The sequence below is a fragment of the Siphonobacter sp. SORGH_AS_0500 genome, assembly GCF_002838835.1.
In the GTDB taxonomy this organism is placed as follows: Bacteria; Bacteroidota; Bacteroidia; order Cytophagales; family Spirosomataceae; genus Siphonobacter.
Genome location: NZ_NHPP01000005.1, coordinates 51,955 through 65,997 on the forward strand (window position 1 = coordinate 51,955; position 14,043 = coordinate 65,997).

Here is a 14,043-nt window from a genome sequence, read left to right on the forward strand (position 1 = left end):
ATGATGAATAAATGAAGGAAGGGATCAGGCTTCAATCCGAACGCCTTTCCAGAAAGCTACATAGGCTTTGATTTCAGCCGCCGCGGGTTTAGGGTCTGGATATACCCAGGCGGCATCTTTATTTTCCTGACCATCCACCAGCAAGGTAAAATAAGAGGCTACTCCTTTCCAGGGGCACACGGTATGCGTTGGGGAATCAATGAGCCATTGCCGATGAATGGACTCAGGAGGGAAGTAATGGTTACCTTCGATCACAATGGTTTGATCGCTTTCTGCAATCACCTGATCATTCCAAATGGCTTTCATAGTTGTTCGTAAGTATGCATAACCATTTGTTAAAAAAATTATACCTATACTCACGTTAATCCAGGCATTAACGTTCCTGATTCAAGCCTTATGACTAGCCTATTCATAACTCTACTCGTTAGCTACCATTAGCTACCCAAAGAAGCGAGCAATGATTACTTGCCCGCTTAACCTAATGCTGCCAACAAAAACGCTGGCAGCGGCTAGGCTCGATGATTACTCGAAACATAAGATTCTGACGAATAGAGGTTCAGCTAAAAGAGAAAGTATCAGCAATCATCATTCGCTCGTTCTCGATGGATTCCTGTTGGGCCGCCGAAGCATAGATCATCATTCGCTCTTCGTAGTTCTGAATGGCGGCGTCAATGCTTTCGAATTTCCCGTTCGTCAGATTATGGGCTAATAATAAGGCATCCTCCAAACCCGTATTGACACCTTTACCTGCAAAAGGAGGCATTAAATGGGCGGCATCTCCGATAAGCGTAATTGGTAAAGGACGATTGGTTTTCCAGGGTTTGGTTAAGGGTAATTTTCGGATAGGTAACGCCCAGAAAGAAGGAGTAACCCGGAATAATTGCTGGTAACATTCCCCCCAGTGGCGGAACCTTGAAGAAAGGAAAGGCATGATATCATCCCGAAAGGCCGGGCCGGGACTAAACGCCCAGTCATCGGGTTTTTTAGCTATAATTCCGTACGTTAAGGCTCCCTTATTATTGGGATTTACCACCAGCACGTTCCCCTGATACGAACTCATCAGAATCGTATCATTGCACAGTCGGTAGAATTCGGGGCAATGCTTTTCCGGCTCAACGATTTCTCCCTGAATGATAAAACTTCCGGTTTCCTCTACTTCTGCATCGGTTACCAGCCTTCGAATGCCGGACATTCCCCCATTGGCGACTATGACCACATCAGCCTCCGCCTGAATTTGATGTTCAAAGGACAATAGCCATTTTCCGTGGTGCTCTTGCAGCCCCGTGCATTTTCTGTCCCAAACGACGGTATCAGTCGCTAAACTTTCGAGCAACATTTTTCTTAAATCGTTTCGATTTATTTCAGGGTTATCGAATCGATTTTCGGGCGTGGGTTCAGTAACAGCCAACACTTTCCCTTTTTCATCAACGATGGTTCTTCCCATGGGTCGGGCCTGGGCGTAATAACTTTCCAGTAACCCCGCTGCTTTCATGGCTTCCTGACCGGAATTTTTGTGTAAATCCAGCGTGCCACCCCAGATTCTTGCCTCCGCGTAGGCATCCCGCTCGTAAACAGTTACGTCGATATGGTGCTGCTGGAGTAATCGGGCCATGGTCAAGCCTACGGGGCCCGCTCCAATCACTGCTATTTTTTTATTGGTAAGGATCATGATTTTGCGTTCGTTAATAACTACACAAAAGTCTATGATACTTTACGGGTAAAATAGCTACTTTACACCAAAAAATAGTCGTATAAGACATTTCATGCCTGCAGAAACATTTCCTACGATCCCTAAGGTATTAGCCTCATTGGCTCTCCGTTTAAACACGGAGGTAAAGAACCATAGCGTTGAAATCCCGGCAGACCAGGGTTCCGGGTACTGCACAGGCTATGCCTTTACGGAACATCTTCGATTATTGATTCTGAATTATGAGTTGAAGGAAGATCTGATTCTGGAAAATCCAGACGTAGCTTCTCCTACGCCAACGATTCTTTTCAAGTTTCAGCATGTCCTGGTCAAAACGGGCTTACACTCCTTAAAAAAGCGGGTTCCTAGCGTATTAATTGCGACGAGTCAACTGCATACCGAAAGTGTCATTTCTATTCACTCCAATACGGAAGTGATTAACATTGAAGTCGATGCTCATTACCTGAAGGGTCTTTTCACTGCGTCGGAAAAATCGCCGATTTTACGAAGCTTGCTCACGAATACGCAACCTCTGATTTTTGAAGAATTGGTTCATCCCCCTATTCAAAAGATTATCGACGAACTCGTGAATCAACCCATCAGCGAAACCTTCGAACTGTTTTGGGCCCGAATCAAGGCGGAAGAATTGATCTGCCAGTTGTTAATAGCTCTGGAGAAGCGAGAGGAGAAACAGGTATATGCCCTGAATAGTCAGGATGTGGAAGCCATTTACCGGGCTAAAGAACACATGCTGGCACACCTGGATACGCCGCCCGTTATTAACGAACTGGCTTTAGCCGCTCACATGAGTCCAACCAAGCTGAAGCGTTTATTCAAACAGATTTTTGGGAACAGCATTTTCAGTTATTACCAGGAATTCCGAATGAAAGAGGCCGCCCGCTTACTACAAGCCGAGCAACGCTCTGTTTCTGAAGTAGGTTATGCTCTGGGTTTTACCAACCTGAGTCATTTTTCGAAAGTTTTTTACGAACACATCGGGACAAAGCCGAAACAGTTTAGTCGCATCAAGCCTAAGGAATGACCTCAGCCAGGCGGTTAGATTCGCCCAGCTGAGGTTATTACTGCTTTGTTTAACGGCCTCCCCCGTCATCATTACTGATTTTTCGGCCCTGTTTTCCAGAGGTGGTCATCTTGCCAAACCGCCACTCGAAAGCTAAACGAGCCGAACGGTTCACATAAAACGAGCGGGTAGTTGACTCAAATGTGGGGGAGAACTGCTGATAGGTTTGTCGCATTCCCCGGTTGAAAGGGTTATTGACCCCCAGTGTAAGGCTGGCTTTTTTCGCCCAGAATTCCCGCTTCAGGGCAAAACCATACCAGTAATACCCAGTACCCCGGCCCTGTAAATTGATCCAACCAGTGCCTACGTTCGCATTGGTCTGAAAAGTGATATTATGCGGAAATTTGTAGGTGCTGTTGACACTGAAATTGCTTATACCTCCCGAATTGCCCTGCTGAAGAGCCGGACTGTAGATATCAATGTATCGAAAATCAACGCTACCGTTTAAAGTCCAGTTTTTCCTTGCCTGTCCCGATACGTTGATGTTCAATCCCAGCGATTTGCGTTGACCCATGTTTTGGGGCTTGCTTATGGCTACGCCAGTAGCATCCACGGTTCGAAAATATTCAATGGCATTATTTGTCGTTCGGGCGTATAAAGCAGTATTAACGGATAATCCGGCTTTGGTAGACATGCTATGCCCCACTTCCAGAGCATGATTGAGTTCAGGCTTCAGGTAAGGATTACCCGTTTCCAGATTTTGCGGATCGCTGGCGTTTACCCAGGGATTCAAATACCAAAGCATGGGTCGTTGAATACGTTGGGTGTAACTGGTTTTAAAGGTCTGCGTACCTACCTTCTTTGCAATAGTAAGACTGGGAATCAGATTATTATACGCATTCGCTAAATGCGTTTGCGTACTTTGGAAATCACCATCAATGACGGTGCGTTCCAATCGCGTGCCCAAGTTGAAGCTAAATTTGGACTTGGTTTCAGCCCGCAAAGCCACATACGCCGAATAGACGTTTTGCAGATAAACAAAGTCGTTGGATTGCGTCGGGTCAGGGATCAGCGGAGATTGACCATCCACGGATTGTTCGACATTGAACTCACTGCCAATATCCCGGCGAATGGCTTTCAAGCCCAATTCTAATTTCAGGCGAGTGGTATCCCGGCTGGTTCGCCATTGGAAGGGATGCGTATAATCTGCCTGTAAAGTGAATTCTTTGTTTCTACTGTAATTCATACTTTTCTGCCGAAAAATAAGCTGATTCTCAAAGTTATAGCGATCAGTGTCGTAGAAATAGTTATCGGGCATTCGACTGAATTGCGTCAGAAAAGAAAATTCCTGTTCGGGTTTGCGAAATGTTTTTGTGTATCCTAAATCAAATTGGCTATTCCCGTACGGATTTCGAAAACGGGTTTCATTGCGAAACGTCTGTAGGGGGGTATGATTCGCATCAGATAATTGATTAACTACTACACTGTTTTTAGGATACGAACCACCCCAGGCATTGATTGAAAAATTAATATGATTGGTTGAATCAGGATCATAATCCAGACTCATTTCAGTATAACCACCCGTTCCGACGTTATCAGCCTTGCTTTTCTGATTTAAATAGCGGGACGGATTTCCATCCACCAGCGTCGTCCGAATTAGTTCTGATTCACGAATATTCCGAAACTGGTTACCATTGGCCGTTAAAGCAAACCCAAGTTTATTCGTCTTTAAGGCTAGTTTCGTGTTTATACTGCGGTTTAGCGTACCCTGAGACGCCATGACCGAACCGTTAAAGCCCTTCAGTGCTTTCTTGGTAATGATATTAATGACTCCCGCCGACCCTTCTGCATCGTATTTCGCTCCCGGACTGGTGATTATTTCAACCGAGCGAATGTTATCCGCAGGCATTTGGCGGAGGGCATCGGCCAGATTCCGGGCCATCAGAGCCGAAGGTTTTCCATTGATCAGTACCCGAATGTTACTATTTCCCCGCATCTGAACCGTTCCATCCAAATCTACACTTAAACCCGGCACTTTTCGAAGCATATCCGCCGCCGAGCCGCCCACGTTAGAAATGTCTTTTTCAGCATTATAAACCAATCGGTCTCCTTTTTCTTCAAACAGAGCCTTTTGAGCCGAAACAGTTACTTCGCTCAGCGTTCGGTTTTCCGAAATTACTGCTAACGTTCCCAGCTCAAGCTTAGGTTGATGGCTACTTAATACCACTTCCAGACTCCGCTTCAGGTAACCGACGGAGGATACGGTAAGCGTATACTTTCCCAAGGGCAGTGACTGGATCAGGAAAATTCCTTCACTATCCGTGGTAGCTCCCGTGATTAAAGTGGTTCCCTGATAAAGAGCGGCGTTAGCAAAGGGAATTTTCTGGCGGGTCGTAGAATCTACCAGCGAACCCGTCAGGCTGCCGGGATGCGTGGATTGGGCCAAAGTATTTCCAGCCCATAAAGCCAATATGGCCATGGAAAGTAAAAATCTCATCGTAGGAAAATGTTTGAAGGTTCTATCCGCAAAAGCTCGCGGACTGAAAGGACATTAGGCTTAGAGTCTCGTTGTTTTTACCAAAGAGTAAGGAAAAATGAAAATGTTGCAAGCGGAGGATAAAGTATACAAAAAATAAGTTGTCGGCTTTTACTCAGGGAAGATGACTCTACGTTAGTCCGCGTTTTCAACGCGGATTTTTGGGGAAAGCGTTTGTAACCGTACGAGTCCCCGGATTTCATCCGGGGCTATTCATATTCAACCCCTCCGGGGTTGTTTCCGCAGTCACTCGGCTAGAGCCGAGCGACTGCGAGGGACCTCAAATTCTCTCACTTCATTCGAGAGGACAGGTGAAGAAATAAGCCTGCTACTTACTGGTGCGAAATTCTATCTCGTTCCTACCCTAATGCAGGTTCCTCCTGCCGTTATCCCTCAAGCCTAGCATCCATATTTCGATTCATATCAAGGTCTTCAATTACACATTTTAGACCGCGTTTTAAGACTTATGAATCGATATACCTATCTATTTAGCAGAACTAACTACTAATTGTAGCCGCCCTATCAATTTTGACCCCTATTTGAAGCGAAAAAGACACCCTCTTGCGAGCGACTTCCTACCTATTATTGTATAAAATTATCAGTAAGCATGAAGTCCAACTACCCAACCCAACGTACCAGTCGTTTTCAACAGTGGCTTATCATCGGCTTAGCCGCTTTAATTGTCAGTCTAAGTCTGTTTGTAATTTATACCTTTTGAGGACTTACCTAAGTTAGTTCCCCCTTTACTGGCCATCCCAAACGAAGGACCTTCCGAAGTATTGGGATATGATTTCATAAAAAGGAAGTCATTAGCCCTTTAACCCCGTTAGAGACAAGTGTAACTCATTTAGAATCAGAGCTCCGACAAATCATCCACTACTTCCGTCGTTCGAAATTGTCTGGCGTATTCTGAAGGAGGAACATTATAGAGCTTCTGGAACATCTTCCTGAAGTATTTTACATCCTCAATTCCTACCTGATACGCCACATCAGACACGCGGATGTTCGTGCTGGCTAGTAACTGAGCGGCTCGCTTCATTCGTATATCGCGAATGAATTCGACCACGGTTTGTCCGGTAATGCTTTTGAGTCGGCGATAAAAGACCGACTGACTCATACCCATTTCCTGAACCAGTATTTGCACGTTAAAGTCTGGTTCCTGGAGCTGGCTTTCAACAATCTGCATTGCTTTTTCCAGGAATTGCTTGTCGGCATCAGGAATCACTACTTCACCCGGTTCCAGCAAAATCTGACGGTGATAATACTCCCGCAGCTTCATTCGGTTTTGTAGCAAACCCGTAACCTTGGCGACCAGAACTTTCGGATGGAAAGGCTTGGAGACGTAATCGTCCGCTCCCGTTTCGAGTCCTTCCAGTTCATACAAAGCCGCCGCCCGGGCCGTAAGTAATACGACTGGAATGTGAGCAGTTTTGGGGTGCTGCTTTACTTTCCGGCATAACTCCAACCCATCGCTTCCAGGCATCATAATATCACTGACAATCAAGTCGGGCAAATATGTTAAAGCCTGAGTCCAACCTTCCAGCCCATCTTTGGCAGTTATTACTTCAAAATCATCAACGAATAATTGCTGTAAATACGTCCGCAGTTCCTCGTTATCCTCCACAATTAATAATCGCAGAGAGTTAGGCAATCGGCTGGGTGGTAAAAGGGGTTCTGCCAGGGTTTCCAGATTTTCGGGGGTTATGGACGTATCGATTACGGGCTCTGCCGTACGTAAATCGCCTTCCTGTAAATGAGCCGGACCAAAAGGCAGACGAACGGTAAAGGTGGTTCCGTTGCCGGGCGAGCTGACAACGCTAATTTCTCCCTGATGCCGCTCAACCCACTGCTTCACCAGCGAAAGACCAATCCCGGAACCCATCACTCGTAAGGTTTCCGTGTGTGAAGCCTGGTAATAAGGATCAAAAATATGCTCCAGTTCCGCTTCCTGCATCCCCGTGCCCCAGTCACGCACCCGAATCTCCAGGTAATGATTCGTGAGATGACCTTTGGTAAACACGCCGTTCTGGTGATAATCTCCAACCACCTCCAGGTAAAAACGCACCTTCCCTTTAGATGGCGTATATTTAAAGGCGTTAGAAAGCAGATTGGTCAGGATGATTTCCAGTTTGTCACGATCAAAGTAAAGCGGAATGGCTTCCTGCGGACTTATCAACTCATAATCCAATTCTTTCTCTTCGGCTTTTAACTTGAAGATGAGGAATAACTCGGTTACAAAACTGGTAATGTTCTCCTTACTCGCTTTCAGGCTCAAATGGCCGGATTCCACTTTTCTAAAGTCGAGTAACTGATTGACCAAATCCAGCAGCTTACGGGTCTGACCGTGCATGAGCACTACCTTTTCCTTAAGGCCCGGCCATTGATTTCTACTGGATAACAGTTCTTCTATAGGCCCCAGAATCAAGGTCAAGGGCGTTCTCAATTCGTGCGAAACGTTCGTAAAAAACCGCAGTTTCAAATCCGTTAATTCCTTCTCTTTTTCGTTCTGGAATTTTTCAAAAGCCAGCTTATTTTTCAGATCCTGCTGAGCCGTAGCAATACCTCGATACACGAATAACGCACCACTGATTACCAATGCATAGATTACGTAGGCCCACCAGCTTTTCCACCAGGGCGGCAAAACGGTGATGGGTAAGCTCAGCGAATTCGTAGACCAGACATCATCGCCATTCGTCGCCCGAACGCGGAAAATATAGTCTCCGGCCGGTAAATTGGAAAAACTGGCCGTCCGCTGTCCGGCAGGTAATTCCACCCAATCCTTCGTGTATCCTTCCAGTTGGTAAGCGTATCGCTGTTTTTTAGGATTGGCGTAATTCAATCCAACGAAGGTTAAGGAAAAATCGTTTTCCGAAGCATCTAGCTCCATTTTCGGCGAGTCGGCGAAGGATTGACTAATCAAAACCCGCCCATTCAGGGTATCGCCAGCAGTAACTGACTGATTGTGAATTCTAAGATCCGTGATCTGAACCAGTGGTGGATACGGATTCGGGCGAATGTCGGCGGGTTTGAAATACGTAATTCCATTGATTCCACCCATGTAGAGCGTCCCATCATTTGAGCGAAAAGCCGCTCCAACTTTAAAGGAATTACTCTGTAAACCATCCGTCACATCATAATGTAAGAGCTGGTTCTTCTGTGGATTAAATTCGTATAAACCCGCTCCTCCAATCCAAAGGTTACCCGACTCATCCATCAACATACTCTCTACGTCCTTTTCTGGAACTCGTCTGTCGTATCGCTCAATGGTTTCGTTCTTTACTGAAATCCGATGCAAGCCCCCGCCAATGGTTCCTACCCAGATATTCCCCTGCCGGTCTTTTACTAAAGGCCAGGCGTAATTAGTTTTCAGGCTGTGAATATTTTCTGGCTGGTGCCCAAACTCTTTCAATACTTGCAATTTACTGCCCGTGATTTTCAGTTTCAATACGCCGCGATCTCGGGTGCTGGCCCAAAGAACGTCTTGCGAAGGATCGTATAATAAAGAAGTAAACTGCCGGGTTGGCATCGTTTTATTCTGCGACGAAAAGGCCTGTAGAAAGGTGCCGTCTTCGGCGTAAGCCAGAATTCCTGCGTTGAATGTGGCTATCCAAATAATCCCGTGACGGTCCTGCGTGATGTTTTCAATACTGACAGAATTCCAGCCGGAACTCAGCGGCATAGCAGGCAGAGAAAACAGGTCGCCCGTACCCGTCAATCGCATCAGACCCCGGTAACGGGTTCCAATCCAGAGCGTTCCTTTTCGATCCTGATAAAAGGCGGACACGTCTACACCATTATCCTGACCAAAAGTCGGACGATTCAGGTAGTCACGATAGGTTTTAGTTTTCAGGTCATAACTCGCAAAACCGTTGCGGGTTCCCATCCAGAGCCGCTGGGCTTTTTCGTCTTTATAAACGGCGTTGATATAGTTATGAGCCGGGGTTGTTGATCCTAACATTTGCCGACGAAGTAGCCCAAAGGCTTTCGATTGAAGCTTCAGCAAATTCAAACCGCCCGCCGAGGTTGCCAGCCAGACATTATGGAAACGGTCTTCCATCATGTTATGCACCCGAACCGAGTTAATACTATGAGGATCATTGTCATGGGGAAGAAAAATATGCACCTGCTTTTCATCCACCGGAACGCCCGCAAGCGTACCGGCATTCACTAGCAAAAGCCCATAACTCGTGCCAATCCAAAGTCGGTGAGCGGAATCCAGATACAGGCTTTCAATTTCTGCAAAACTCCGTTTTAAAGCTTCAGGCTGGATATTTATCCCATTCGACAGAGATTTTGAATCGACCCAAAAGACCTGGCCTCCACTGCCAATCCATAAATCACCGCGACGGTCGAGATGTAAGGCCCGGATGTTAGTATCTTTAAGGACCTTCACCTGAGTGGCCATCGTAGAAGTGCCGGGACGATTCAGTACCCATAACCCATGATCCATCGTACCAATCCATAACTGCCCCCGTTGATCTAGGCTGAGTCGGGTAATGGTAGGTTCTGATAAGCCGGGTAAATCGATTTTCCGGATATATTGAATGGCTCCTGTGGGAGTAAACTGAATACAGAAAAGCCCTAGCTGATGCGTAGCAATCCACATGCGATTGGAAGCATCGGAGGCCATGGCATTGATATTGACCCGAGCCAGTTGCTGCACAAGTAGAGGGTGCGACTGAGCACCGGGCCGTTCCCTGATGCTGAAAAAGCGGTCATAATCGGCATTATACCAATAGAGGCCCGCCCGCTCAACACCGGTCCAGAGATGACCTTTCTGGTCGATGTGTAAGGTGCGGATGCGGTTGACTGCGGTTCCCGTCTGATCATTGAGGGGTAATTCGTATTTCTTCAGCTCATGCCCATCGTAACGATCCAGTCCTTTGTTTGTTCCGATCCAGATGAAACCTAAGGGGTCCTGCGTTACGCACATAGCATCGCTGTGAGAGAGGCCCTCATTCACGGTAATGTGCTCAAATCGAAACTGCCCCGTCTCAGACTGAGCTGAGCTCAGGATAGGAAAAAGGGCTAGGCCCCAGAAGAAAAAGACGTATTTGTAAATGCCCTGCATACCCATTAACTAAAATGCACCTCTGTTTTGACGAATTCTAGCCTGTCTTCCCATTAAAACTGAATGTATTTTTGCCTACTAATAAATCACTTAGTGAATAAGATTTTACGCAACGAGGGTATTATAAGTTGACCTAATTCTTTTTCATTTACAAGTAACCATTCACATATTTCCCTAAATCTATGATTTTACGTTTGCAGTGGCTTTCATTCGTTCTGTTCATGCTGATCGGCTGTCTGGAACCAACGTTAGCCAGTACTCCCCCGAGAAAAGAACCTAATTCAGCTTACCTGTTTGTCTATTTCATTGGAAAAGGAAACAATCAGGAAGCCATTCGTTTTGCGGTTAGCAAAGATGGTTATAACTACAAAGCTTTAAATTATAATCAACCCGTCATTGCTTCGGAGGCGATTAGTGCAACGGGCGGTGTGCGGGATCCGCACATTCTTCGCTCGGAAGATGGCCAGTCCTTTTACATGGTGGCAACGGATATGCACACCGTTAAATACGGCTGGGGGCCGAATCACGGCATGGTATTACTCAAGTCAAAGGATTTGGTAAACTGGGAATCCAGCAAAATTGACATAACCAAAACTTACCCCGAGTTTAAAGACGTAAATCGCGTTTGGGCACCCCAAACCATTTACGACCCTGTTGCGAAAAAATACATGATCTACTGGTCCATGCGTTTTGGTCAGGATGCGGATAAGGTCTACTATGCCTACGCTAATGCCGATTTTACGGCTTTAGAAAGTGCCCCTAAGTTACTCTTTACCAACCCACAGGGCGGTCCTGCATTGATGCCGACATTATTAATAAAGATGGCGTGTATCATTTGTTTTATAAAACGGAAGGCAATGGGAACGGAATCAAGCAGTCTACAGCGAAGAATTTAACGGGCCCTTACACCCAGCATGACGAGTATTTGCAGCAGACCAAAGATCCCGTTGAAGGCTCGGGCGTTTTCAAGCTTAATAATTCGGATTCGTACATTTTGATGTACGATGTTTATACGAAGGGTCGCTACGAGTTTACGACAAGTAAGGATCTGAAGAAATTCACGAAGGTCGATCATGAAATTTCGATGAATTTTCTGCCTCGCCACGGTACGGTTCTTCCCATTACCAATGCTGAGTATCAGGCATTGACTCAGAAATGGCCCTTAGCCAACAACCCCGTTCTGGGTGGTTATTACGCTGATCCTGAGATCTTATACGCTGAGAAAACGGGTAAGTTCTACCTGTATCCCACTAGTGATGGTTATCATTCCTGGTCAGGAACTTCTTTCAAAGTATTTTCTTCGGATAACCTCGTCAACTGGCATGATGAAGGCGTCATTCTGGATTTGCCCAAGCAAACTACCTGGGCCAACCGTAACGCCTGGGCACCGTGTATTGTAGAGAAAAAGATTAACGGCAAGTATAAGTACTTCTATTTTTATTCAGGAGCCCAGAAAATCGGATTAGCTACGGCGGACGAGCCCACGGGTCCTTTCACAGATTTCGGGAAACCATTTATTGATAAACATCCTGAAGGGGTAAATGGGGGTCAGGAGATTGATCCAGATGTATTCACTGATCCACAAACCAACAAGAGTTACTTATACTGGGGAAATGGGTATATGGCCGTTGCTGAGCTTAGCGATGATCTGCTTTCGATTAAGCCCGAAACTCAGAAAGTTATTACCCCTGACCCTACCTTCCGGGAAGGCACCTATGTCGTGTATCGGAAAGGAACGTATTACTTTTTCTGGTCGGAAGACGACACTCGTAGCGAAAATTACCGCGTTCGTTACGGTACCTCCAAATCACCTTTGGGACCTATTACGATTCCTGCAAACAACATCGTTATTGAAAAAGATAAAAATGTGGGCATCTACGGAACGGGGCATAACTCCATCATTCAGATTCCCGGTAAAGACGAATGGTACATCGTTTACCACCGTTTCCATTATCCTGACGGAATCACGATGGGTGATGCGGCGGGCTACAATCGCGAAACCTGTATTGATGCTTTAACGTTTAACGCCGACGGCAGCATTAAGAAAGTTCAACCCACGTTTAATGGTATAAAACCCGTCTCTTTGAAAAAGAAAAAATAAGTTCAATAGTCTCCAATCGTATCGAATCAGCTGGTGCATCTGCGTCAGCTGATTTTTTTTGCTGGTAAATTCATTTCAGCCCGTACAATTCTCACTCAAAATTTAATGATCTGATTCTGAATTGGATCGAATCAAATTTACCCCCGCTTTTTGACGAATTTTTCCCCTACTCATCTGCACCCGCCCCTCTACTTTTGGACTATTCAAGTAATAAGTTTAACCAATGTCCTTCTATTGAACATTAATTCTACAAATAGTTAGACACCCCTCCTGTACATTCTATGAAATTCAAATGGCTACTCATTTGTGGAGCGATTTTACACCAGCCAGGTGGATTATTTGCTCAGCCCTGGACCGGCCAGTCATTGGTACCTTCGACCAATAACCGAAGTACTCAGGCGGCTATCATTATCACTGGTAAGGTGACCGATGCCAACGGGCAGGGGATTCCCGGTACGAGTGTTTCGCTCAAAGGAACGAACCTGGGTACCAACACGGACTCCGACGGGAACTTCAAACTCCAGATTCCTGACCGGGCAACAAACCCCATACTGGTATTCTCTTACGTAGGGTATGCCACTCAGGAGGTAGTCGTAGGTTCTCAAACGACCCTGAACGTACAGCTTATAGACGACAGCAGGGCTCTGAGTGAGGTGGTCGTTGTGGGTTATGGTACGCAGAAGCGATCGGACATTACAGGGGCGGTTGCCTCCGTACCTAAAGCTCGTTTGTCGCAGTTGCCCGTTACCAACGTATTGCAGGCCGTTCAGGGCTCGGTAGCGGGGGTAAACATCTCCCAGCCTTCCTCTGTACCCGGTGCAACGCCTACCACCATCGTTCGGGGGCAAAACTCGATCAATGCCAACTCGGGCCCGTTTGTGGTAGTGGATGGTATTCCGCTGAGTAAAACCGGAGGCTCGCTGAACGACATTAACCCTAACGACATCGAGTCGATGGAAATCCTGAAGGATGCCTCTGCCGTAGCTATCTACGGTACGAATGGAGCCAACGGAGTTATCCTAATTACCACCAAACGTGGAAACACGGGCAAGCCTACCATTCGTTACAACAATTACGTAGGGTTTGAAGAGTTTGCTCACATTCTTCGTCCACGAAACGGAGCTGAATACGTACAGAAGTACGCTGATTTTATCACACAAACGGGTCAGAAAGCTCCTTTCCCGGTTCCTAACTACGACGAGCTTCCTAACTACAACGCTGGTATTACTACCGACTGGATTAAGGAATCTACCCAAACGGGCGTTTTACAGGATCACAACCTGAGTATTTCGGGTGGTTCTCCCAACGTTCGGTATTTTGTTTCCGGGGAATTCCTGGATCAGAAAGGCGTAGTTAAGGGCTATCAGTACAAGCGGGCCAGTTTCCGTTCCAATCTGGACGTTACCCTGACGGACTTCCTGACCGTTGGAACTTCACTTTTCATTGCCAATAACAACCGCGATGGCGGTCGGGCCAATTTGCTGAATGCTTCGGCCATGAGTCCTTACGGGCAGATGTACAATACCAACGGGACTTACAAGATTTTCCCCATGTTCCCTGAGCAGTTGTACGCTAACCCCTTGCTGGGCCTGACGACCGACCGACTGGATCGCAATACTACCTGAAC

At 46.4% G+C, this 14,043-nt stretch carries 8 protein-coding genes; 4 read left to right on the top strand and 4 right to left on the bottom strand.

The window, feature by feature from the left end; all coding sequences use genetic code 11:
- Positions 1-24: 24 nt before the first annotated feature.
- Positions 25-306 carry a DUF427 domain-containing protein gene (locus tag BWI96_RS07105; RefSeq protein ID WP_106635983.1) on the bottom strand — a complete coding sequence of 94 codons (282 nt, stop codon included), beginning with the start codon at positions 304-306 and terminating at the stop codon, positions 25-27.
- Positions 307-556: 250 nt separating this feature from the next.
- On the bottom strand, positions 557-1,669 hold the full coding sequence (locus BWI96_RS07110) for an NAD(P)/FAD-dependent oxidoreductase (protein WP_106635984.1): 1,113 nt from the start codon (positions 1,667-1,669) through the stop codon (positions 557-559).
- 94 nt (positions 1,670-1,763) lie between these two features.
- Here BWI96_RS07110 and BWI96_RS07115 point away from each other — a divergent pair, with 94 nt between their 5' ends.
- Positions 1,764-2,729, top strand: coding sequence for an AraC family transcriptional regulator (locus BWI96_RS07115; RefSeq protein WP_106635985.1), 966 nt, complete (start codon positions 1,764-1,766; stop codon positions 2,727-2,729).
- A gap of 49 nt (positions 2,730-2,778) precedes the next feature.
- Here BWI96_RS07115 and BWI96_RS07120 read toward each other — a convergent pair whose 3' ends face one another.
- Both BWI96_RS07120 and BWI96_RS07125 read right to left on the bottom strand, forming a co-directional pair.
- Positions 2,779-5,205 (bottom strand): TonB-dependent receptor domain-containing protein, encoded by a 2,427-nt coding sequence (locus BWI96_RS07120; protein WP_106635986.1) that lies wholly within the window; start codon positions 5,203-5,205, stop codon positions 2,779-2,781.
- Between the two features lie 892 nt (positions 5,206-6,097).
- Positions 6,098-10,315 (bottom strand): hybrid sensor histidine kinase/response regulator transcription factor, encoded by a 4,218-nt coding sequence (locus BWI96_RS07125; RefSeq protein ID WP_232793615.1) that lies wholly within the window; start codon positions 10,313-10,315, stop codon positions 6,098-6,100.
- A 182-nt stretch (positions 10,316-10,497) separates the two neighbouring features.
- Between BWI96_RS07125 and BWI96_RS22240 the strand changes: the two genes are divergently transcribed.
- The 3 genes from BWI96_RS22240 (at position 10,498) to BWI96_RS22830 (ending at position 14,041) form a co-directional block, all read left to right on the top strand.
- The gene (locus tag BWI96_RS22240) at positions 10,498-11,211 is read left to right on the top strand and encodes a family 43 glycosylhydrolase (protein WP_232793616.1); all 714 of its coding nucleotides are present in this window, start codon (positions 10,498-10,500) and stop codon (positions 11,209-11,211) included.
- The gene (locus tag BWI96_RS07130; RefSeq protein ID WP_232793617.1) at positions 11,142-12,416 is read left to right on the top strand and encodes a family 43 glycosylhydrolase; all 1,275 of its coding nucleotides are present in this window, start codon (positions 11,142-11,144) and stop codon (positions 12,414-12,416) included. Before BWI96_RS22240 ends, BWI96_RS07130 begins: the two co-directional genes overlap by 70 nt.
- A 281-nt stretch (positions 12,417-12,697) precedes the next feature.
- A complete protein-coding gene (locus BWI96_RS22830) occupies positions 12,698-14,041 on the top strand; it encodes a SusC/RagA family TonB-linked outer membrane protein (protein WP_255400654.1) in 1,344 nt (447 codons plus the stop codon).
- Positions 14,042-14,043 lie beyond the last annotated feature (2 nt).

Bases quoted from the DNA above. Each gene is read 5' to 3' on its own strand.
- BWI96_RS07105 (WP_106635983.1), bottom strand. From the start codon at position 306: ATGAAAGCCATTTGGAATGATCAGGTGATTGCAGAAAGCGATCAAACC.
- BWI96_RS07110 (WP_106635984.1), bottom strand. From the start codon at position 1,669: ATGATCCTTACCAATAAAAAAATAGCAGTGATTGGAGCGGGCCCCGTA.
- BWI96_RS07115 (WP_106635985.1), top strand. From the start codon at position 1,764: ATGCCTGCAGAAACATTTCCTACGATCCCTAAGGTATTAGCCTCATTG.
- BWI96_RS07120 (WP_106635986.1), bottom strand. From the start codon at position 5,205: ATGAGATTTTTACTTTCCATGGCCATATTGGCTTTATGGGCTGGAAAT.
- BWI96_RS07125 (WP_232793615.1), bottom strand. From the start codon at position 10,315: ATGCAGGGCATTTACAAATACGTCTTTTTCTTCTGGGGCCTAGCCCTT.
- BWI96_RS22240 (WP_232793616.1), top strand. From the start codon at position 10,498: ATGATTTTACGTTTGCAGTGGCTTTCATTCGTTCTGTTCATGCTGATC.
- BWI96_RS22830 (WP_255400654.1), top strand. From the start codon at position 12,698: ATGAAATTCAAATGGCTACTCATTTGTGGAGCGATTTTACACCAGCCA.